Origin of the sequence: Bosea beijingensis (genome assembly GCF_030758975.1) — a bacterium.
Classification (GTDB): Bacteria; Pseudomonadota; Alphaproteobacteria; order Rhizobiales; family Beijerinckiaceae; genus Allobosea; species Allobosea beijingensis.
On record NZ_CP132359.1, the window covers coordinates 356,122 to 376,720 of the forward strand.

General features: G+C 66.9%; 24 protein-coding genes. 15 read left to right on the top strand and 9 right to left on the bottom strand.

Features of this window, described 5'->3' with window-relative positions; genetic code table 11:
* Positions 1 to 241: 241 nt before the first annotated feature.
* From uvrC to Q9235_RS01830, 5 genes are all read left to right on the top strand, one after another.
* Complete coding sequence (uvrC, locus tag Q9235_RS01810) at positions 242 to 2,356, top strand: excinuclease ABC subunit UvrC (protein ID WP_306225097.1); 2,115 nt, start codon at positions 242 to 244, stop codon at positions 2,354 to 2,356.
* A 171-nt stretch (positions 2,357 to 2,527) separates the two neighbouring features.
* Entirely contained in the window at positions 2,528 to 3,148 is a 621-nt protein-coding gene (gene pgsA, locus Q9235_RS01815; protein ID WP_422678255.1) for a CDP-diacylglycerol--glycerol-3-phosphate 3-phosphatidyltransferase, read from the top strand.
* Positions 3,145 to 3,438 (top strand): molybdopterin converting factor subunit 1, encoded by a 294-nt coding sequence (gene moaD / locus Q9235_RS01820; protein WP_306225100.1) that lies wholly within the window; start codon positions 3,145 to 3,147, stop codon positions 3,436 to 3,438. Before pgsA ends, moaD begins: the two co-directional genes overlap by 4 nt.
* A 7-nt stretch (positions 3,439 to 3,445) precedes the next feature.
* Positions 3,446 to 3,901, top strand: coding sequence for a molybdenum cofactor biosynthesis protein MoaE (locus Q9235_RS01825; RefSeq protein WP_306225101.1), 456 nt, complete (start codon positions 3,446 to 3,448; stop codon positions 3,899 to 3,901).
* A complete protein-coding gene (locus Q9235_RS01830; RefSeq protein ID WP_306225102.1) occupies positions 3,879 to 4,955 on the top strand; it encodes a DUF1176 domain-containing protein in 1,077 nt (358 codons plus the stop codon). The genes Q9235_RS01825 and Q9235_RS01830 overlap by 23 nt, the downstream gene beginning before the upstream one ends.
* A 131-nt stretch (positions 4,956 to 5,086) precedes the next feature.
* Here Q9235_RS01830 and Q9235_RS01835 read toward each other — a convergent pair whose 3' ends face one another.
* Positions 5,087 to 5,974, bottom strand: coding sequence for a branched-chain amino acid aminotransferase (locus tag Q9235_RS01835; RefSeq protein ID WP_306225103.1), 888 nt, complete (start codon positions 5,972 to 5,974; stop codon positions 5,087 to 5,089).
* Positions 5,975 to 6,156: 182 nt separating this feature from the next.
* On the opposite strand from Q9235_RS01835, the gene Q9235_RS01840 reads away from it, so the two are divergent.
* The 4 genes from Q9235_RS01840 (at position 6,157) to Q9235_RS01855 (ending at position 9,901) form a co-directional block, all read left to right on the top strand.
* Positions 6,157 to 6,660, top strand: coding sequence for a MarR family winged helix-turn-helix transcriptional regulator (locus tag Q9235_RS01840; RefSeq protein WP_422678256.1), 504 nt, complete (start codon positions 6,157 to 6,159; stop codon positions 6,658 to 6,660).
* Between the two features lie 274 nt (positions 6,661 to 6,934).
* A complete protein-coding gene (locus Q9235_RS01845) occupies positions 6,935 to 7,678 on the top strand; it encodes a response regulator (protein ID WP_306225104.1) in 744 nt (247 codons plus the stop codon).
* A gap of 164 nt (positions 7,679 to 7,842) precedes the next feature.
* Positions 7,843 to 9,132: an ATP-binding protein gene (locus Q9235_RS01850; RefSeq protein WP_422678338.1), complete on the top strand. Its 1,290-nt coding sequence runs from the start codon at positions 7,843 to 7,845 to the stop codon at positions 9,130 to 9,132.
* A gap of 70 nt (positions 9,133 to 9,202) precedes the next feature.
* Entirely contained in the window at positions 9,203 to 9,901 is a 699-nt protein-coding gene (locus Q9235_RS01855) for an alpha/beta hydrolase (RefSeq protein ID WP_306225105.1), read from the top strand.
* Here Q9235_RS01855 and Q9235_RS01860 read toward each other — a convergent pair.
* Positions 9,873 to 10,169 carry a LysR substrate-binding domain-containing protein gene (locus Q9235_RS01860; protein ID WP_306225106.1) on the bottom strand — a complete coding sequence of 99 codons (297 nt, stop codon included), beginning with the start codon at positions 10,167 to 10,169 and terminating at the stop codon, positions 9,873 to 9,875. The genes Q9235_RS01855 and Q9235_RS01860 overlap by 29 nt on opposite strands.
* Complete coding sequence (locus Q9235_RS01865) at positions 10,163 to 10,603, bottom strand: LysR substrate-binding domain-containing protein (RefSeq protein WP_306228077.1); 441 nt, start codon at positions 10,601 to 10,603, stop codon at positions 10,163 to 10,165. Before Q9235_RS01865 ends, Q9235_RS01860 begins: the two co-directional genes overlap by 7 nt.
* On the opposite strand from Q9235_RS01865, the gene Q9235_RS01870 reads away from it, so the two are divergent.
* Positions 10,487 to 10,864 (top strand): pyridoxamine 5'-phosphate oxidase family protein, encoded by a 378-nt coding sequence (locus tag Q9235_RS01870; RefSeq protein ID WP_306225107.1) that lies wholly within the window; start codon positions 10,487 to 10,489, stop codon positions 10,862 to 10,864. The two genes, Q9235_RS01865 and Q9235_RS01870, sit on opposite strands and share 117 nt — an antisense overlap.
* Here the strand turns inward: Q9235_RS01870 and Q9235_RS01875 are convergent.
* From Q9235_RS01875 to Q9235_RS01900, 6 genes are all read right to left on the bottom strand, one after another.
* Positions 10,861 to 11,220, bottom strand: a complete 360-nt coding sequence (locus Q9235_RS01875) for a tRNA-binding protein (protein ID WP_306225108.1) — start codon at positions 11,218 to 11,220, stop codon at positions 10,861 to 10,863. The genes Q9235_RS01870 and Q9235_RS01875 overlap by 4 nt on opposite strands.
* Positions 11,217 to 13,184 carry a methyl-accepting chemotaxis protein gene (locus Q9235_RS01880; protein ID WP_306225109.1) on the bottom strand — a complete coding sequence of 656 codons (1,968 nt, stop codon included), beginning with the start codon at positions 13,182 to 13,184 and terminating at the stop codon, positions 11,217 to 11,219. Before Q9235_RS01880 ends, Q9235_RS01875 begins: the two co-directional genes overlap by 4 nt.
* Before the next feature lie 100 nt (positions 13,185 to 13,284).
* Entirely contained in the window at positions 13,285 to 14,037 is a 753-nt protein-coding gene (locus Q9235_RS01885; protein ID WP_306225110.1) for a TetR/AcrR family transcriptional regulator, read from the bottom strand.
* A 65-nt stretch (positions 14,038 to 14,102) separates the two neighbouring features.
* The gene (gene proC, locus Q9235_RS01890; protein WP_306225111.1) at positions 14,103 to 14,924 is read right to left on the bottom strand and encodes a pyrroline-5-carboxylate reductase; all 822 of its coding nucleotides are present in this window, start codon (positions 14,922 to 14,924) and stop codon (positions 14,103 to 14,105) included.
* A 110-nt stretch (positions 14,925 to 15,034) separates the two neighbouring features.
* Entirely contained in the window at positions 15,035 to 15,541 is a 507-nt protein-coding gene (locus Q9235_RS01895) for a type III secretion system chaperone family protein (protein ID WP_306225112.1), read from the bottom strand.
* A 321-nt stretch (positions 15,542 to 15,862) separates the two neighbouring features.
* The gene (locus Q9235_RS01900; RefSeq protein ID WP_306225113.1) at positions 15,863 to 16,117 is read right to left on the bottom strand and encodes an accessory factor UbiK family protein; all 255 of its coding nucleotides are present in this window, start codon (positions 16,115 to 16,117) and stop codon (positions 15,863 to 15,865) included.
* Positions 16,118 to 16,360: 243 nt separating this feature from the next.
* Here Q9235_RS01900 and Q9235_RS01905 point away from each other — a divergent pair, with 243 nt between their 5' ends.
* The 5 genes from Q9235_RS01905 (at position 16,361) to Q9235_RS01925 (ending at position 20,561) form a co-directional block, all read left to right on the top strand.
* Positions 16,361 to 17,512 (top strand): M24 family metallopeptidase, encoded by a 1,152-nt coding sequence (locus tag Q9235_RS01905; protein WP_306228079.1) that lies wholly within the window; start codon positions 16,361 to 16,363, stop codon positions 17,510 to 17,512.
* A 61-nt stretch (positions 17,513 to 17,573) separates the two neighbouring features.
* Positions 17,574 to 18,137 (top strand): hypothetical protein, encoded by a 564-nt coding sequence (locus tag Q9235_RS01910; RefSeq protein ID WP_306225114.1) that lies wholly within the window; start codon positions 17,574 to 17,576, stop codon positions 18,135 to 18,137.
* A gap of 185 nt (positions 18,138 to 18,322) precedes the next feature.
* Positions 18,323 to 19,267 carry a ribose-phosphate pyrophosphokinase gene (locus Q9235_RS01915; RefSeq protein ID WP_199089353.1) on the top strand — a complete coding sequence of 315 codons (945 nt, stop codon included), beginning with the start codon at positions 18,323 to 18,325 and terminating at the stop codon, positions 19,265 to 19,267.
* 11 nt (positions 19,268 to 19,278) lie between these two features.
* Positions 19,279 to 20,001 carry a 7-cyano-7-deazaguanine synthase QueC gene (gene queC, locus Q9235_RS01920; protein WP_306225115.1) on the top strand — a complete coding sequence of 241 codons (723 nt, stop codon included), beginning with the start codon at positions 19,279 to 19,281 and terminating at the stop codon, positions 19,999 to 20,001.
* On the top strand, positions 19,998 to 20,561 hold the full coding sequence (locus tag Q9235_RS01925) for a VUT family protein (RefSeq protein ID WP_306225116.1): 564 nt from the start codon (positions 19,998 to 20,000) through the stop codon (positions 20,559 to 20,561). The genes queC and Q9235_RS01925 overlap by 4 nt, the downstream gene beginning before the upstream one ends.
* Positions 20,562 to 20,599: the final 38 nt, after the last annotated feature.

Genomic DNA, 20,599 nt, shown 5'->3' on the forward strand with positions numbered 1-20,599 from the left:
AGGCCTAAATCGAGATCAAGAGATAGGGACCATCTGGACCGATGTCAAATCGACAACGAAGATGCCGCTCCGGGAAAACGAAAATCAGCCACCTGAACAACGAGAAACAACCGTCAAAAAACGATCGTCGTCCTCAATTCCACATTGGCTTTCTACGTGCGGGATGCGACCGCTCATGTGACGCAGCAAACCGCGCCTCTCCTGACATGACGAAGCGGCTGCGGCATCCTACATGGAGACCATGAATCGCGAACGCCAGGACGATCTGCCCCAGGACGAGTTCGAGGACGAGGAGAACGCCCTCCCCGCCGAGCCTGCGCTCGTCCTTGCGGAGGCTGCGCCCGGCGCGCTGAAGGCAGGCATCGAGGTCATCCAGCAATTCGCAAAACACCTGCCGAACCGGCCCGGCGTCTACCGGATGTTCGATCGCGCCGGCGAGGTGCTCTATGTCGGCAAGGCCAAGAGCCTGAAGAACCGCGTGACCTCCTATGCCCGCGGCATGGCGCATACCAATGCCGTCGCCCGGATGATCGCCGAGACGGCGAACATGGAGTTCGTCACCACCGGCACCGAGACCGAGGCGCTGCTGCTGGAGTCGAATCTGATCAAGCAGCTCAGGCCGCGCTACAACGTACTGCTGCGCGACGACAAGTCGTTCCCCTATATCCTGCTGACCGGCGACCACGAGGCGTCCGCGCTCGCCAAGCACCGCGGCTCGCGTCATCGCAAGGGCGATTATTTCGGCCCCTTCGCCTCGGTCTGGGCGGTGACGCGCACCATCGACGCGTTGCAGAAGGCCTTCCTGATCCGCACCTGCTCGGATTCCTTCTACGAGAACCGCACCCGCCCCTGCCTGCTCTTCCAGATCAGGCGCTGCGCCGGCCCCTGCACCGGCGAAATCTCGATCCCCGAATATCAGGCGCTCGCCGGCCAGGCCCGCGACTTCCTCTCCGGCCGCTCCTCGGCGGTTAAGCAGCTCCTGTCCACCCGCATGCAGGCCGCGGCGGAGGATCTCGAATTCGAGAAGGCAGCGCGCTATCGCGACCGCCTGGCAGCGCTCTCGGCCGTGCAGGCCGGGCAGGACATCAACACGCAAGGGGTTGAGGAAGCTGATGTCTTCGCCATCGACGAGCAGGCGGGACAGTTCTGCGTCGAGATCTTCTTCTTCCGCAACCATCAGAACTGGGGCAATCGCGCCCTCTTCCCGCGCGCCGACCGCTCCCTGACGCCGGCCGAGGTGCTCGCTTCCGTCGTCGCCCAGTTCTACGACGACAAGCCGCCACCGCGCCTCGTGCTGCTCTCGCATCCGGTCGAGGAGATCGAGCTGATCGGGCAGGCGCTCTCGGCCCGCGCCGGCCGCAAGGTCGAGGTCGCTCATCCCAAGCGCGGCGAGCGCGCCGACCTGATGGCCCATGCCGTGAAGAACGCCCGCGAGGCGCTCTCCCGCAAGCTCGCCGAGAATGCCGGGCAGCAATCGCTGCTCGCCGCGCTCGGCGCCGCCTTCGGCATGGACACGGCTCCGCGCCGGGTCGAGGTCTACGACAACTCGCACATCATGGGCACGAACGCGGTCGGCGGCATGATCGTCGCCGGGGCGGACGGCTTCGTGAAGAACCAGTACCGCACCTTCAATATCTCGACCGACACCATCGCCGGCGACGATTTCGGCATGATGCGCGAGGTGCTGACGCGGCGGTTCGCGAAGCTGGCGAAGGAAGAAGGCATTTCCCTGAGCCCTCATCCTGAGGAGGCCGCGAATGCGGCCGTCTCGACGGATGCTCCAGGGGCTGACGGAGCCGCGGCGGGCCTCCCCGGAGAGATGCCTGACGGCGCTGTTCAGGAAGAGGTTCCCCCGAAAAAGGCTCGCAAGGCGCCGAAGCCGCGCAAGGACGAGGACGGCTTCCCCTCCCGTCCCGATCTCGTCATCGTCGACGGCGGCAAGGGCCAGTTCAGCGCCGCACTCAGGATCATGCAGGAGCTCGGTGCGGCCGACATCCCGCTCGTCGCCATCGCCAAGGGGGAGGATCGCAATGCGATGCGCGAGACCTTCCACATGGCGGGCAAGGAGCCCTTCAAGCTGCAGCCACGCGATCCCGCGCTCTATTTCATCCAGCGCCTGCGCGACGAGGCACATCGCTTCGCTATCGGCACCCACCGCGCCAAGCGCAAGCGCGAGACGATGAAGAACCCGCTCGACGAAATCCCCGGCATCGGCCCCTCGCGCAAGCGCGCGCTGCTTTTGCATTTCGGCACGGTGAAGGCGATCCAGCGCGCCAAGCTCGACGACCTCATGCGAACGCCGGGCGTCAATGCGGCAACGGCCAAGGCCGTGCATGATTTCTTTCACGATGCGTAGAGCATTGCGCGAAAAAGTGGGAACCGGTTTTTCGCAGCAGCAATGCTCCATTTTGTCGATAGCGAGCACGTTTTTCGCCTTCGGACGCTTGCGTCCGAAGGCGACGTGGTCGCGAAGTTCTGCCACATTCACGCTGTTGCGTGTTGACGCTGCGATGGCCGGATTGCTTTGGTGTTCGACGTGACGATTCTTCCAGACGCCATCAGGCGGCGCGGCCCCTGGTCGCTGCCCAACCTCCTCACCTACGGGCGGATCCTGGCGATCCCGGCCCTGGTAGCGATCCTGTTCTGGCCGCGCGACGACTGGATGCGCTGGCTCGCCCTGGGCATCTACACCGCCGCCGCCATCACCGACTATCTGGACGGCTACATCGCCCGGGCCTGGAGCCAGCAATCGGCGATCGGCCGCATGCTCGATCCGATCGCCGACAAGCTGCTCGTCGCCGCCCTGCTGCTGATGCTGGTCTATACCGGCCAGATCGAGGGCTGGACGCTCTGGGCCGCGATCGTGATCCTCTGCCGCGAGATTCTGGTCTCCGGCCTGCGCGAGTTCCTCGCCGACCTCAAGGTCAGCGTCCCCGTCAGCAAGGTCGCCAAGTGGAAGACGACGGCGCAGCTCTTCGCGCTCGGCTTCCTCGTCGTCGGCCCGGCTGGCGACAAGGTCCTGCCCGGCAACACCACGATTGGAATCGTCCTGCTCTGGGCCGCCGCCGGCCTGACGATCTACACCGGCTGGGATTATTTCAACGCCGGCATCCGCCATCTCGTCGCAGAGGACGAGCGCACGCCATGAGCAGCGCGACCGCCACGGCAACGGCGGGCACACGGCCCGTCCGCATCGTCTATTTCGCCTGGGTGCGTGAGCGCGTCGGCCTGCCCGAGGAGACGCTCGACATCCCTTCCGACCTCGCCACCATCGCCGACCTCGTGCGCTGGCTGAAGGCACGCGGCGAGGGCTACGAGGCGGCCTTCGCCGACGAGACGGTCGTGCGCGCTGCGCTCGACCATGTCCATGCCAAGCCCCAGGCCCGGCTGGGCCAGGCCCGCGAGATCGCCTTCTTCCCGCCGATGACCGGCGGCTGAGCCGGTGATGACGCCTCTCGTCCGCATCCAGCGCGAGGATTTCTCGCTTCAGGACGAGATCGACGCGCTCTCGGCCGGCCGCGCCGATATCGGCGCCGTCGTTTCCTTCACGGGCCTGTGCCGCGACGAGGCCGGCACGCTCGCCGCACTGGAACTCGAGCATTATCCCGGCATGGCCGACGCCGAGATCGCCCGCGTCGCCACCGAGGCGGCCGGGCGCTGGCCGCTCATGGGCCTCGTCGCGATCCACCGCTATGGGCTGGTCAAGCCGGGCGAGCAGATCGTGCTGGTGCTGGCGGTTTCCGCCCATCGCCGCGCCGCCTTCGAGGCCGCCGATTTCATGATGGACTATCTCAAGACCCGCGCCCCGTTCTGGAAGCGCGAGCATCGCGCCGACGGCACGCTCGGCGGCTGGGTCGAAGCCAAGGCGGATGACGACGATGCGGCGAAACGCTGGGGTTGAGCACGGGCTCGCCGCATGTCTCCTGTCGCTGGCCCTGATCGCCCCGGCCCGGGCCGAGATCGGCCAGATCAAGACCTTCCGCGACTGGGTCGCCGGCTGCGACAATATCCGCGTCTGCACGGCGCTTTCGTTGCCGAACGAGGCCGACGACGAGGTCGCCTTCCTGCGGCTCGATCGCGCGGCCGGGCCGGAAGGCACTCCGTCCCTCGCCCTCAAGCTGCGACGGCAGAAGCTCAAGCCCCGCTTCGAGATCGAGCTGGCACTGGACGGCGCGCCGTTTCCGGCGGCAGGTCGCCGTCTCCAGGGCAGCAGCAATGACGGCGAAACCGCCGAAATCGCCTTCGCCCCCGCCGATGTCGACGCCCTGATCGGTGCCGCCCGCAAGGCCACCGTCCTGACGGCCAGGATCGAGAAGCAGACTTTCAAGCTGTCGCTCGGCGGCTCGGTTGCCGCGATGCTTTGGATCGACGAGCAGCAGGGACGCCTGAACACCCCCTCCGCGTTGATCCGCAAGGGCACGGCCGGCACCGTGCCGGCAGCGGCGGAGCCGCCACTCGTCGCCACGACACCTCCCGCCGGCAGGCCGTTCGCCAAAGATCCGGCCGCCGCACTGGCCAAGGCGTTGCGCGCCGAACTGAACCGGCGGGAGCCGGATTCCTGCGAGGACACCCCTGAAGGCTTCACCGATAGCGACGGGGCCTGGCCCCTGAACGACGCCACGAACCTCGTCGTGGTCGCCTGCTCGCGCGGCGCCTACAATGTCGCGAGCCAGTTCTGGCTCGTGCCGGGCCGCGATGTCGCCAAGGCGAAGCCGGCCGCTTTCGAGGGCAATAGCGACAAGCCCGGCAATGAGCTGGTCAACGCCGATTTCGACCCGAAGACGGGGCGGGTGATGTTCTTCGCGAAGGGCCGCGGCATCGGCGATTGCGGCTCGTCGGGCTCCTATGGCTGGAACGGGACGCGCTTTGCCGTGCTGCAGCTCAGCAGGATGAGCGAATGCCGCCTCATCCCCGGCGACGACTGGATCACGCTGTTCCAGAGCCGGGAGAAGTAGGGGCCCGACGCCTGCCGTCATGGTCGAGCTTGTCCCGACCATCCACGTCTTCATGAGTCGAGGGGCGTGTCCAAGATGTGGATGCTCGCCACAAGGGCGAGCATGACATTGTCGTTACGAAAGGCCGAGCCTCACGCCGCCTTCGACTGCGAGCGCACCGCGGCCGAGTAGTCCTCCATCACCACCTTGCCCATGTTGCCGGTGATGAAGTTGTACGGGCCGATTTCGGAGACCAGCGTCACCTCGGCGGCCGAGCCGGTGATGAAGCACTCGTTGAAGCTTTCCAGCTCCTCCGGGCGGATGCGTCGCTCGACCACCTCGAAGCCGCGCTGGCGGCAGAGGTCGATCACCGACTGGCGGGTGATGCCGTTCAGGAAGCGGTCGGCCAGCGGGGTGTGGATCACGCCGTCCTTGATGAAGAAGATATTGGCGCCGGTGCATTCGGCGACATTGCCTTCCCAGTCGAGCATCATCGCGTCGGCATAGCCGGCGCGCTCGGCCTTGTGCTTGGAGAGCGAGCAGATCATGTACAGGCCCGCCGCCTTGGCATGAACCGGCGCGCAGGCCGGATCGGGCCGGCGGTAATCGGCGACGTCGAGGCGGATGCCCTTCAGCTTCGCCGCCATGTCGAACATGCTCGGCCATTCCCACACGGCGATCGCGGTGTGGATCTTGTTGTTCATGCCGGAGACCGCCATCATCTCCGAGCCGCGCCAGGCGACCGGGCGGATATAGGCGTCCTTCAGGTTGTTCTCCTTCAGGCAGAGATACTTGGCCTCGTCGAGCTCTGCGACCGAGTAGGGGATCGTGAAATCCATGATCTCGGCCGACTTGTGGAAGCGCTGCGAGTGCTCGGTGCTCTTGTAGATCACGCCGTCATAGGAGCGCTCGCCCTCGAAGATGCACGAGCCGTAGTGCAGTCCATGGGTCAGTACGTGAATGCGGGCGTCCTTCCACGGCACGAGCTTGCCGTCGAACCAGATGACGCCATCGCGCTGGTCGAAAGGAATGACTGACATGGACCTTCTCCTGGGTGCTCGTTTCCGGAACTCGGGCACAGCCGTTTTCGGAACGCAAGCGCGGGTCTGAAGCTGCGTTGCAACGCGACGCTTTGAAATAATCGTTCGCTCAACGCCCTTGACCGGTAATCTTGCGTCTGAGATATGTCAATAAGGCTGACCCAAATTTTTGGACTCGCGTTTTGGCCCCATCCCCTTCCGACGCTGACGACCTGCCGCTCAGGCCCTCCTCCGAGGCGGTGCCGCACGACCTGATCGAACTCCTGTTCTTCGCCTATCGCGACTTCGTCGGTGACCCCGACCGCATCCTCGCCGATTACGGTTTTGGCCGGGCGCATCACCGCGTCCTGCACTTCGTCCAGCGCCGGCCGGGCCTGACCATCGCCGAATTGCTCGACATCCTGCAGATCACCAAGCAGAGCCTGAACCGCGTGCTCAAGGAGCTCGTCGAGAAGGGCTATATCGAGCAGCGAACCGGCCGGCAGGACAAGCGCCAGCGTCATCTCCACACCACGGCCTCGGGCCAGGACCTGGCGCTGCGCCTCGTTCGCCTGCAGGCGAAGCGCATCAACCGCGCGCTCGAAGGCGCCGCCCCCGAGACCGCAGCCGTCGCGGCACGCTATCTCGCCGCGCTGATCGACCCGGCCGAGCGGCCGAAGGTGGAGCGCCTTCTCGACAAGGCTTAGGAATCTCGGCTGCACCCCGTGTCATTCCGGGGCGCGCCGCAGGCGCGAACCCGGAACCCACGACTCGGTGAGACATTCGACCCCAAGTCGTTAGCCGCTCGCCCGGTCGTGGGTTCCGGGTTCTTCGCTGCGCGAAGCCCCGGAATGACAAGGGTAGCGCTATCCAAGAACGATCGTCATGCCGTCTTAGCGGCGACCGGCTCCCTGCGTTATGCTATGGGAACCCTGCACCGCGAGAGCGCCGGGTCCAACCGGCGCAGGAGAAAGGCGCGAGATGATCGCAACCGAGACCCTGGCGAAGCCGGCCCGCAAGCCCCTGCCTGACGAAGCCCCGCATGTCCTCGTCGTCGATGACGACCGGCGCCTGCGCGAATTGCTGGGGCGCTTCCTCGGCGATAACGGCTACCGGGTGACGACGGCCGCCAATGCAGCCGAGGCCGATACGCGGCTCGGCAATCTCGTCTTCGACGCGATCGTGCTCGACGTGATGATGCCCGGCGAGAACGGCTTCGACTTCGCGCGGCGCTTCCGCGACGGCTCGACAGTGCCGATCCTGATGCTGACCGCCCGCGCCGACGGCAAGGACCGCATCAACGGCCTCGAGATCGGCGTCGACGACTATCTCTCCAAGCCATTCGAGCCCCGCGAATTGCTGCTCCGGCTCGGCAACATCCTCAAGCGCACATTGGTCGTCGAGGCCGCGCAATCCGGCACGCGGCCTGATTTCGTCCGCTTCGGCCCCTTCATCTACGGGCTGGCGCGCGGCGAATTGCGCAAGGGCGAGGAGACGATCCGCCTGACCGAGCGCGAGCGCGAGATCCTGACTGCACTGGCGGAGCGCGCCGGCGAGGTCGTCCCGCGCGAGGAACTGGCCGCGCAGGGCTCCGCCGCCAATGACCGCACCGTCGATGTCCAGATGAATCGCCTGCGCCGCAAGGTCGAGCGCGACCAGACCGACCCGCTCTATCTCCAGACCGTGCGTGGCGTCGGCTACAGGCTGGTGACGGACCGGACGTGACACCGCTGCAACCCGGCAGGAAAGGTCCGACCGTGCTGCGCTCCGCCGCACGTACGCTGGCGCGCGTCTACGCCTTGCTGGAGCACGCGCTCGAAAGCCTGGGCAAGGCTGTGCGGCCGACCGTCAAGCGTATCGGACGGCCCTTGCAGATCGTCGCGCGCTATATGCCCAAGGGGCTCTATCCGCGTGCGCTGGTCATCGTCATCGCCCCGGTCGTGCTGCTGCAATCGGTCATCGCCTATGTCTTCATGGAGCGGCACTGGCAGACGGTGACGCAGCGTCTGTCCTCGGCCGTCTCCGCCGACATCGCCATGCTGATCGATGTTTACGAGAGCTATCCGCAGGATGCCGACACCACGACGCTGTCGCGCATCGCCGCCGAGCGGCTCGGCATGGACCTCGACATCATCGCCGATTCAGACCTGCCGGCGCCGGGCCCGCGCCCGTTCTTCTCGCTGCTCGATAACGCGCTCTCGACGGAGCTTTCCCAACAGGTCGCCCGCCCCTTCTGGCTCGACACGGTCGGCCGCTCCAGCCTGATCGAGATCCGTATCAAGCTCGGCAAGGACGTGATGCGCATCCTGACGCGGCGCAACTCGGCCTATGCCTCGAACAGCCACATCTTCCTGCTCTGGATGATCGGGACCTCGCTGATCCTGCTGACCATCGCGGTGCTGTTCCTGCGCAACCAGATTCGCCCGATCCTGAAGCTCGCCGACGCGGCCGAAGCTTTCGGCAAGGGCCGCGACGCCGATTTCCGGCCGCGCGGCGCCCGCGAGGTCCGCCGCGCCGGCAATGCCTTCATCGAGATGAAGCGACGCGTCGAGCGCTCGATCGGCGAGCGCACCACGATGCTGAACGGCGTCAGCCACGACCTGCGCACCATACTCACCCGCTTCAAGCTCTCGCTCGCCCTGATGGAGCGCTCCTCGGAGATCGAGGCGCTGGAGAAGGATGTCGACGAGATGAGCCGCATGCTCGAGGACTATCTCGCCTTCGCCCGCGGCGATGCCGGCGAGACCGCGGTCGAGACCGACATCCGCTCCCTGCTGGAAGAGCTGAAATCCGATGCCGAGCGGCAGGGTCACCAGACCGGGTTGACGGTCGAGGGCGATCCGCTCGTCGTGATCCGCCCGGATGCCTTCCGCCGCCTGCTCACCAATCTCGTCTCGAACGCCGCCCGCTACGGCGACCGCATCGCGATCCGGGCGACCCATGATGCCCGCTACCTGATCGTGATGGTCGACGATGACGGCCCCGGCATCCCGCTGGATCAACGCGAGGACGTCTTCCGCCCCTTCTTCCGGCTCGACGAAGCCCGCAATGTCGATGGCGGCGGCACGGGCCTCGGCCTCGCTATCGCCCGCGACATCGCGCGCGCCCATGGCGGCGACATCATGCTGGCCGATTCGCCGCTGGGCGGCCTGCGCGCGACCGTTCGGCTCCCGGTCTAGAAACGCAGTTTCGCTCGACAGCAGCGAAAACCGGGCGCTAGTCTCCGGGTGACGCAAGGGGAGACCCGACATGCGGTTCCTGAGACGATTTCTGGCTTCCCTCGCCGCAGCCATGCTGCTGGCGGCCCCCACAGCACAGGCCGAGGAGGTCATCGATCTCGGAGGAAGCTTCTTCGGCGGAGGCCGTGCCCTCCTCAACAAGCCGGCCGGCAAGGCGCGCGCCGGGCTCGTGCTGCTGACGGGCGGCGACGGCAATATCGGCGTCGGCGCGGATGGCAGCGTTGCGCGCAGCGGCAACTGGATCGTGCGCACCCGTGGCGCCTACGCCCGCAACGGCATCGCCAGTATCACGCTCGATGCCGGCGCCAATCCGGCCAAGGCTGTGGAATACATGCGTGGCATCGCGCCCCGCGTCATCGTCGTGGCGATGAGTCGGGGCGCCCTCAAGGTCGCCGATACGCTCGCGGCCCGGCCGGACGGCGTCGTCTTCGCCTCATCGATCCTTGACGGCGCGCGCGGCATGATCGGTGATCCCGCAAGGCTGCCTCCGACGCTCATCATCCACCATAAGCAGGATAGCTGCCGCCTGACGCTGCCCGAATCGGCGGTCACCTTCCAGCAATGGACCGGCGGCAAGGCGCGCCTGATCTGGATCGATGGCGGCAGCTCGACAGGCGATCCCTGCCAGGCCCGCGCCTATCACGGCTTCATCGGCCGCGAGGGCCAGGTCGTCTCCGCCATCACGAGCTTTGCGGGCTCGCTGCGCTAGCACCAGCTCCGATCGGCGCGAGTTCCGGCAAGCGCGCCACGGCATGGTCGATGAAGGCGCGCACACGGGGTGCCGGCTGCCGGCCGCCCGGCACCACGAGTTGCACCGGCAGCAGCGGTGGCTCGAACTCCGACAGCAGGCGCACCAGCGTTCCGGCAGCGAGATCATCCGCCGCCTGATAGGACAGGACCCGAGCCAGCCCGCGCCCTGCCCGCGCCGCGATCAGCACCGATTCCGCCTCGTTGACGATCAGACGCTTCGTCAGCACGACCGCGCTCCCGAGCGCGGCCCGCCGAAGCGCCAGGTCAGCGTCTGGTTGGCGGCAACGCTCGCGATCGTCTCTTGCGCGGCGATGTCGGCCGGGCGTCTGAGCGGCGGACAATTCGCGAGATAGGACGGCGCAGCCACGAGGATGCGCCGAACCTCTCCGACCTTGCGCATCAGCAACCCGGAATTCGGTAGCGTCCCAATCCGGACGGCGAGCTGCAGATCCTCCTCGATCAGGTCGAGATTGCGATCCGCCAGCACGAGCTCGACCTGCACCTGCGGATAACGATCGAGGAACTCGCTGACCAGGAGCGTGACATGCCGCCGGCCGAAGGAGAGCGGCGCGGTGATGCGCAGAAGGCCGCTGACCGGCTCGGCCGCATCGACGGCGACACCCTCACCATCCCGGATTTCGCCGGAAACAGCTACTTCAATACCTTCGGGAACCTGCTGCAGGAGTCGCGCGCCGCGCTGCTCTTCGTCGACTTCGCGACCGGCAGCCTGCTGCAATTGCAGGGCGAGGCGGAAATCGTCTGGCAGGGTCCGGAGCTGGTCCGCCTCGATGGCACCGAACGCTTGTGGCGCTTCCATGTGAAGCGTGGCTGGCGCCGTCCCGGCGCACTCCGCCTGCGCTGGTCGGCGCCGGAATTCGCACCAACCGCCTTGCAGACCGGCCTGTGGTCTGTGGCCGCCTAGAAGAGCCGCCCGCCGATCGGTACCTCGTGTCCCGGCCCGATCAGGACGACCTCGCCCTCGGCATCGGGGATGCCAAGCGTCAGCACTTCCGACATGAACCTGCCGATCTGGCGCGGCGGGAAATTCACCACCGCGAGGACCTGCCGACCGGGGAGATCCTCCGGCCGGTAGTGCTTGGCGATCTGCGCCGAGGATTTCTTGCGGCCGATCGTGCCGCCGAAATCGATGACGAGCTTGATCGACGGCTTGCGCGCCTCTGGATAGGGCTCGGCCTCGACGATCGTGCCGACACGGATGTCGACCTTCAGGAAGTCGTCGAAGCCGATCTGCGCGGCCGGGGCGGAAGGCTCGCTCAAAACTCGGCCCAGCCGTCGTCGCGCGCACCGGCCTTGGGCGCCGGAGCAGCACCGTTGGCCGCCTTGGCCCGCGGAACCGCCGGGCGCGGCGCCGAAGCGACCGCGGCCCGCATCGTCTGCGAGATCGCCTTGAGCCGGGCAACATCGCCGCCAAGCTGGAAGCGGGCGACCAGCGAGGACAGCCGGTCAGCTTCCTGTGAGAGGGAATGCGCAGCGGCGGTCGACTGCTCCGCCATCGCGGCGTTCTGCTGCGTCGCCTGGTCCATCTCGCCAACCGCAGAATTGACCTCCTGTAGGCCCGAAGCCTGCTCCTGCGCGGCCCCGGCGATCTCCGCGACCAGCGTGGTGACGCGCGTGATCTCGGAGGCCATGCGCTGCAGCGCCCCCCCGGTCTGGCCGACGAGCTGGACGCCCTTCTCGACCTCGATGGTCGAGGCGTCGATCAGGGTCTTGATCTCCTTGGCGGCGGAGGCGGAACGCTGCGCCAGCGCCCGCACCTCGGAAGCGACGACGGCGAAACCCTTGCCGGCGTCGCCGGCCCGCGCCGCCTCGACCGAGGCGTTGAGCGCGAGCAGGTTTGTCTGGAAGGCGATCTCGTCGATCACGCCGACGATCTGCGAGATTTCCTGGGCGGACTTCTCGATGCCGCCCATCGCCGTCACCGCATCGCGAACGATGCTGGTCGACTGCTCGGCCTCGGTCTTGACCTGCTCCGTCGCCTGGTTGGCGAGGCGCGCGCTCTCGGCGGTCTGGCGGACCGTTGCGGTCAGCTCATCGAGCGCCGTCGCCGTCTCCTCGACCGAAGAGGCCTGCTGCTCGGTGCGGCTGGCGAGGTCGTCGGCCGCCTGGCTGATCTCGGTGGAGCCGGCCTTCATGCTCTCGGTATTGGTCGCGATCTGGCGCATCGCGTCCTGGAGCTTGGCGATGGCGCCGTTGAAATCGTCCTTCAGCTTGACGTACTCGGCCGAGAAGGCCTCCTCGATCCGATAGGTCAGGTCGCCGTCCGAGAGGCGCTCCAGGCCCTGGCCGAGCGCATGGACCACATCGGCCTGCACGCGGGATTGTTCGGCACGATCGGCCTCGTTGCGGCGGCGCTCGCCATCGGCGGCGTGGCGGTGGCCGGCGGCCTCCTCCTCCATGCGGATCTTGTCGGCTTCCATCGCCTCCTTGGCGAGGGCGGCGTCACGGAAGACGACGAGGGTCCGCGCCATGGCGCCGATCTCGTCGGAGCGTTCCTGATGCGCGATCGGGGTGTCGAGCTGGCCGGCAGCCAGACCTTCCATCGACCCGCGCACCGAGTGCAGCATGCCCGACGCGCGACGGCTCAGCACGATCACGAGGCCGAGCATGATGAGGCCGAGCGGCACCAGGACCTTGGCGACGCCGGCGACCATACCCATGAACGCCGCATCGACGTCCTGGACATGCAGGCCGGAGCCGACCACCCACTGCCACTGCGGAACGCCGATGATGTAGGAGATCTTGAGCGAAGGCTCCTTGTCGCCGGCCTTCAGCCAGCCATAGTCGACGAAGCCCTCGGTCTTCGCCTTCGCCAGCGCGATCATGTCCTGGACGAAGAACTTGCCGTCCGCATCCTTGAGCGGACGCATGTCGGTCGACTGGATCTTCTTGTTTGCGTGCAGGACGCTGATGCCGTCGTAATTGATCAGGAAGTAGTAGTTTCCGCCGTCGAAGCGCGCGCTACCGAGGGCATCCATCGCCAGCTTCTTGGCGTCGTCTTCCTTCAGCTCGCCGCTCTGGACGCGCGCCAGATAGCCTTTCACCGTGGTCGCGGCAGACTCGACGGCATTCTTCATCTCCGCCCGTTTGAGATTGATCATCTCGTTGCGGGCGGCATTCAGCGTGTAGCCGACGGCGCCGACGGCGATCAGCACGGCCAGGGCGGCGATCAGACCGAAGGAACGGCTGATCGAGAGGGTCGCAAGCTTCCGGGTGAACGACATTCGCGTATCCTGCGCGATAGGGGATTCCCCTCATTTGCGCAGAATTGGCTAAGGCCCGCTTAACATTGGCGCAGTTTCGCCATATTTCGTGCGCTCAGCGTCAGATCGCCGGCGCGTAATCCTCCTTGTCCTCGCCGCGATCCGAGGCGCGTTCGCGTCGGCGCGCCTTCAGCGGCCGCCCGGAGCAGATCGCCCGCGCCAGCCCGCGAAACGGCGCCGTCAGCCTGTGGACGTCCTCGGCACGCGCCATGATGCGCCCCGCCGTTTTCAGTTCGCGGTCGAGCCGCGCCATGGTCTTCGACAGTTCCGGCTCGTCATCGTCGAGCCAGGCCTCGGAAACGCGCGCCATCAGCAGCACGGCGCCCTGCACCCGCAGGTGGCCGAGTGCGTCCTCGGTCTGGATGCCGGCCGAGGCCAGCATGTAGCGCCAGGAATTGACGGCACCGCGATTGAGCGCCGCCAGCGCCAGCGGATCGCGGCGGATGGCGGGCGCGATCTTGCGCAGGCCCGCCTTGTAGGGCGCCATCGCATCGAGCCGGCGCATGACGAGGTCGAACATGCGCTCCTTGACCGGCTCGCCCGCGAGGTCGTTGGAGGTATCGGCCAGGACGGCATCGTCGACGATGCGGGTAACCCCGCCGAGCATCGCAAGCTTGGACGGGAACAGCCCGCGCAACTGCGAAAGCGTCAGGCCGGCTTCGGTCGCGATATCCGGCAGCTCGATCTGGTCCCAGGGCCGTTCAGCCGCGAGCGTCATCAGCGCATCGACGGCGCGCTTGCGCGGATCGACCGGCTTTGCGGCCGGCTTTGGCTGCGCCGCCTCGGGCGGGGCGGAAACGGGTTTGCGGGCCATGGGCAGCTCCTCTCGCTTCGCAATGAGCGGAGGTTAGGCCGCTATCGTGGCAGGCGGAAGGCCATTCAACCCGAAAGCTCTCCGGCGCGACGTTTCGCGGCAGCCACGGCCTTGCGCATCAATGGCTTCATGCCGTCCTCGGCCATCAGCACCTCGAGCGCGGCAGCGGTGGTACCGCCCGGCGAGGTCACGTTCTGGCGCAGCGTGCCGGGCGGCAGCGGCGACTGGAACAGCAATTCGCCGGCGCCTTCCACCGTCGCCCGCGCCAGACGCTCCGCGACATCGGCCGGCAGCCCCGCTTCCTTGCCGGCAGCGGCCAGGCATTCGACGAGATGGAAGACATAGGCCGGCCCCGAACCGGACACCGCCGTCACGGCATCGATCAGCCCCTCGTCGTCGAGCCATTCGACCTTGCCAATGCTGCTGAGCAGCGCGTCCGCCGTGGCGCGCTGCGCCACGCTCACGCCCTTGCCGGGCGCCGCTGCCGTGGCGCCGCGCTGCACGGCCGCCGGCAGGTTCGGCATGGCGCGGATGATCGCGTTGGCATTGGGCAGGCGCGCAGCGAGATCGCCCAGCGTCTTGCCAGCGAGGATCGAGATCAGCAGCGTCCTGGGATGGATGAAAGCCTGCACGGCAGGCGCAGCCGTATCGAGCATCTGCGGCTTGGTCGCGAGCACGACGACATCGGCAGGGGAAATTTCCTTGGCCGAGGGATTGAGCCGCATGCCCTTCTCCTGGGCGAGCGCGACCATCTCGTCCGACGGCTTGGGGTCGATCAGGCTGACGCCCTTCGGGTCGATGCCGATGCGCAGCCAGCCCTCCAGCATCGCGCCGCCCATCTTGCCGGCGCCGATCAGCACGAGCGATTGCGGAAGGGAGTTCGACATGGCGGCCTCACAGGCTTGGCGCGCCGCAGGCCCCTGCCCGGACGCTCACGGCCGAGAGCCTTCCCGTCCCGCAGCCGCCCGGTCAAGCCCGTTCGCGCGAAATCAGCGGATCAGGCTTCGCCGACCGTCTCCAGGATCGCCCCCTCCATGCCCTCCTTGGCGGTCTTGCCGGCCCAGACGACGAACTGGAAGGCCTGGTAATAGCGCTCGCAGGCCTCGACCGCTGCCTTGACCAGCGCCGCCGCCTGTTCCTCGGTCGGCTCCGCCCCGCCGGAGAGCAGCAGGCCGTGGCGATACATCACCACGCTTTCGCTGCTCCACAGGTCGAAATGGCCGAGCCAGAGCTGCTCGTTGACGAGGCTGACGAGTTGCAGCACCTCGCTGCGCCGCCGCTCCGGTACCTTGAGATCGAAGGCGCAGGCGATATGCAGCGCCTCCACCTCGGCGAGCCAGGTGATCGCGACGTGATACTCCGACCAGCCGCCGGTCACGGAAACCGAAAGCTCGTCCTCGCTGTCGCGATCGAAGGACCAGTCATTGAGTGCTGCGAGGCGTTCAAACAGGTCGAGCGGGTTGGAAGGCCGATCCAGCTCGGCATCCATATCGAGGTCTATCATGCCCTAAGGTCCACCTTCCGGAGCGAGAGCCCCGGCGCGTTCGAGAAGAGGAACACGGCGACTGGAAAGCCGAAGGAACGCAACACACCTCCGGAGCCTCTGAAAAGAGGCTCCCATCCGGCGCGGCAAGACGAATCCGCCCGACGAATCAATTCTTTCCACCGACGATAGCGCAGGCGCTGTGACGCTCCCAACACGGCGCCAAGCTCCGCGGATTCGGCCGGCGGGCTCAATCCCTCTGGAGGGCTGTCCACAGCACATGGCTGTGGACATAACCTGAGGGCAACCGGGGCGCGCTTTCCACACAACCCCGGACGAGTCTCAGGCCTTGCCGAGCTTCTCCTCCAGCGCCTTCAGCCGGGTAGCGAGTTTGTCGTTCTCCTCGCGGGCGATCAGCGCCATCTCGCGCACCGCCTCGAATTCCTCGCGGGCGACGACGTCGAGATCACGCAGCAGCCGCTCGATCTGGGTCTTCACCACCGTCTCGACCTCGCGCCGCACGCCCTGCGCCGCGCCTGCGGCATCCGTGGCGAGACGGGCGATATCGTCGAGGATGCGGTTGCCGGGGTTCACCATGGCTCTCTCCCTTAGAGCATCGGCCCGAAAAGTGTGACGCGGTTTTCGGGAAAAGCCGATGCAAATTCAAAGATCTGGAGCATCGGACTGAGTACGGTATTCAGTCTGATGCTCCAGAGGCGCGAAACTCTCTGAGGACAGCCTATAGGCAGCCCGCGCGGGGGCCGCAATTGCGACCGGTTGTCGGGCTTGCCCGCAAGGCCTCGGCACGATCACATGCGCGACCATCCGGAGGAACGCGCCATGGCCCTGCATTTCACGCCCGCCGAATTCGCCCGCCGCCGCGATGCCTTGCTGGCCGCGATGCGGAAGGACCGGCTCGATGCGCTCTTCCTGTTCCAGCAGGAATCGATGTTCTGGCTGACCGGCTACGACACCTTCGGCTTCTGCTTCTTCCAGTGCCTCGTCGTCAAAGCCGACGGCACCATGGCGCTCCTGACTCGTTCCGCCGATCTTCGGCAGGCCCAGCAGACCTCGAACCTCACAGACATCCGCATCTGGAAGGACGGCCGCGACGCCGACCCGACGGCCGATCTCCTCACCCTGAACCGCGATCTCGGCCTCGCTGGCAAGCGCATCGGCGTCGAGTTCGAATCCTACGGCCTCGTCGCCTCGAACTATCGCAAGCTCGAAGCCCGCTTCGCCGGGCAGGCCGATCTCACCGACGCCTCGCTGATCGTCACCCGCCTGCGCGCCGTGAAATCGGCGGAGGAGATCACCTATGTCCGGCGCGCCGCCGTGCTGGCCGATGCCGCCGACCGCGCGGCGCTCGCTGCGATCCGGGCCGGCGCCGACGAGGGCGAGATTCTCGCCGCCCAGCACAATGCGATCTTCGCGGGCGGCGGCGACTATCCCGCCAATGAGTTCATCATCGGCTCCGGCCGCGACGCCTTGCTCTGCCGCTACAAATCCGGCCGGCGCCGGCTCGATGCCAACGACCAGATCACCCTCGAATTCGCCGGCACCGACCGGCACTATCATGTCGCCGCGATGCGCACCGTCGTCGTCGGCGAGCCGCGCCCGCTCCACCGCCCCTATCATGCCGCCGCCCGCGACGCCTTGCTGGCTTGCGAGGCCGAATTGAAGCCTGGGCGCACGGCCGGTGACGTCTTCGCCGCCCATGCCCGAATCTTCGACGAGCATGGCCTGGCGCAGCACCGACTCAATGCCTGCGGCTATTCGTTGGGCGCCAAGTTCACCCCGTCCTGGATGGATTGGCCGATGTTCTATGGGGCCAATGACTGGCCGATCGTGCCGGGCATGGTGATGTTCGCTCACATGATCCTGATGGATTCCGCCAGCGAAACCGCGATGTGCCTTGGCCGGACCTATCTGGTCGGCGAAGGCGGCGCCGAGGCGCTCAACCTGCCCGATCTGGACCTCGTCATCCGTTGAGCCTAGAACGGGCGAGCAGGGAATCTCGAAGCAGTCCACAGCCCAAAGGGCGGGAGGCGTCATGATCAACCGTTTTAGCGGCCTCGTTCTGGGGCCGGTTTTGGCGCTCGCTGTCGCTGGCTGCCAGGAAACCACCCAGACCGCGGCTCGCCCGCGCGTCGATGCGCCCGGCGTCCCCGTCTCCGTCCAGAGCATTTCCGGCGCGCCCGAGGACGTCACCACCAGCTTCGCCGGCCTGCTCGGCGAGGCCGCGGCCGAGCGCAAGATGGAGATCGTCCCCGGCAACAAGCCGGCGCGCTTCCGGGTCAAGGGCTACCTCACCGCCCAGCCCACCGAGGACGGCCAGACCGCGCTCGCCTTCGTCTGGGACGTCTACGATTCGACCAAGCAGCGAGCCCAGCGCGTCCAGGGCGAGAGCATCGGCAAGCGCAGCGGCGGTTCCGATCCCTGGGCCGGCATCGATCGCACGATCGTCGCCAAGGCGGCGTCGGACTCGATGGATGCGATAGCCGGTTTCCTCGTCACCACACCGGGCGTCGAGACGCTCGCGATCGAGGACAAGCCGGCGAAACCCGCCGAGCCGGGCACCCGCGTCGCCGCGACCGACGACAAGAAGAAGAGCTGAGGCCCCCGCCGCGGCGACGCTGCGGCAGTGGTTTCCGGGTCACGGCATGGCGCCCCGCGCTTTTTGCTGACCGATATTGCACTGCAGCGGTCGACTCCATCCGACCGCGCTGTTAAGAGCCGTTCGAATTGAGCCGGCAATGCCGGCCCTCCCTGCTCAGCCTTACTGCAACGGTGCGCTACGGCATGGCCTCCCACTTCAAAGTCGTCGCCGGCAACTCCAATCGCCCGCTGGCCGAGGCGATCTGCAACCATCTCAGCATTCCGCTCGCCAAGGCTTCCGTCCGACGCTTCGCCGACATGGAGGTCTTCGTCGAGATCCAGGAGAACGTGCGCGGCCAGGATGTCTTCATCATCCAGTCGACCTCGTTCCCGACGAACGACCATCTGATGGAACTGCTGATCATCACAGATGCGTTGCGCCGCTCCTCGGCCAAGCGCATCACGGCGGTGATCCCTTATTTCGGCTATGCCCGCCAGGATCGGCGCGCCTCGGGCCGCACCCCGATCTCGGCCAAGCTCGTCTCCAACCTGATCACCCATGCCGGCGTCGACCGCGTGCTGACGCTCGACCTCCATGCCGGCCAGATCCAGGGCTTCTTCGACATCCCGACCGACAACCTGTTCGGCGCCCCGCTGATGGCGCGCGACATCAAGGACCGGCTGGAGTGGAAGAACGCCATGGTCGTCTCGCCGGACGTCGGCGGCGTGGTCCGGGCGCGGGCGCTCGCCAAGCGCATCGACGCGCCGCTCGCCATCGTCGACAAGCGCCGTGACCGGCCGGGCGAGTCGGAAGTCATGAACATCATCGGCTCGGTCGAGGGCCGCTCCTGCATCCTGATCGACGACATCGTCGATTCCGGCGGCACGCTGGTGAATGCGGCCGACGCCCTGCTCGAGCAGGGCGCCAAGGAAGTCTTCGCCTATATCACACATGGCGTGCTTTCCGGCGGCGCAGTCGCCCGCATCGCCGGCTCCAAGCTCAAGGAGCTGGTGATCACCGACTCGATCATGCCGACCGAGGCCGTCAAGGTCGCCCGCAACATCCGCGTCATCTCGATCGCCGGCCTGATGGGCGAAGCCATCGAACGCACTGCGAGCGAGACCAGCGTGTCGAGCCTGTTCGACTGAGAGGTTTCGGCTTGGGCAACTCCCGCGCCCTCGTCCTGTTCTCCGGCGGCCAGGACTCGACCACGACCCTGGCCTGGGCGCTCGACCGCTTCGACGCGGTCGAGACTGTCGGCTTCGACTACGGCCAGCGCCATCGCATCGAGATGGAGTGCCGTGAGACGATCCGCGCCAAGCTGCCGGCGCTCTCCGCCCGCTATGCCGAGCGGCTCGGCCCCGACCATGTCTTCGATCTCAAGGCTCTCGGCGCGATCTCGGAGACCGCGCTCACCCGCGAGACCGAGATCGCCTTCGCCGAGACCGGCCTGCCGACGACCTTCGTGCCCGGCCGCAACCTGATCTTCCTGACCTTCGCGGCCGCGCTCGCTTATCGCCGCGACCTCAAGCACATCGTGCTCGGCGTCTGCGAGACCGATTATTCCGGCTATCCCGATTGCCGCGACGACACGATCAAGGCGATGCAGGTCGCGCTCAATCTCGGGCTCGACCGCCGGCTCGTGCTGCACACGCCGCTGATGTGGCGCGACAAGGCGCAGACCTTTGCCCTCGCACGCGCTATCGGCGGCCAGGCCCTGCTCGACCTCGTGATCGAGGACAGCCATAGCTGCTATCTCGGCGACAGGACGACCCGGCATGGCTGGGGTTACGGCTGCGGCCATTGCCCGGCATGCGATTTGCGATCAAAAGGCTTCGCGGCTTACCTCGCAGCCCCCGACGACAGCGGACTTGACTTATGACCCGTGACCGCCAGCGCCTGACTGAAGGCGTCATCGCCCTCATCCTGTTCGGCCTGACCATCCCTGCCGCCAACTGGCTGATCGGCAATGCCGGCGCGGTCTGCGTGCCGAATGGCCCCTGCCTCGTGCCGGTCTGGCCGGGCGTCATGGCGCCGAGCGGCGTCCTGATGGTCGGGCTCGCGCTCGTCCTGCGCGACATCGTCCAGCGTCGCCTCGGCCCGCTCGCCGGTCTCGGCGCCATAGCGGTCGGCACGCTGATCTCGGCCACGCTGGCCCCGCCCGCGATCGTTCTCGCCTCGGTCGCGGCCTTCCTGCTTTCGGAGCTCGCCGATTTCGCGGTCTACACGCCGCTGCAGCGCCGCCGCTTCGTCACGGCCGTCTTCGCCTCCAGCGTGATCGGCCTCGTCGTCGACAGCCTCGTCTTCCTGCATCTCGCCTTCGGCAGTCTCGACTTCCTCGCCGGCCAGATCATCGGCAAGGCCTGGATGGTGCTGCTCGCCCTGCCCTTGATGCATCTCCTGCGCCGTCGCGACGAGCGGCTCGGCCTGGTCGCCGCCTGAACGCGGGATCCTGCAATCCCACGTAAAGTTTGAGGCGG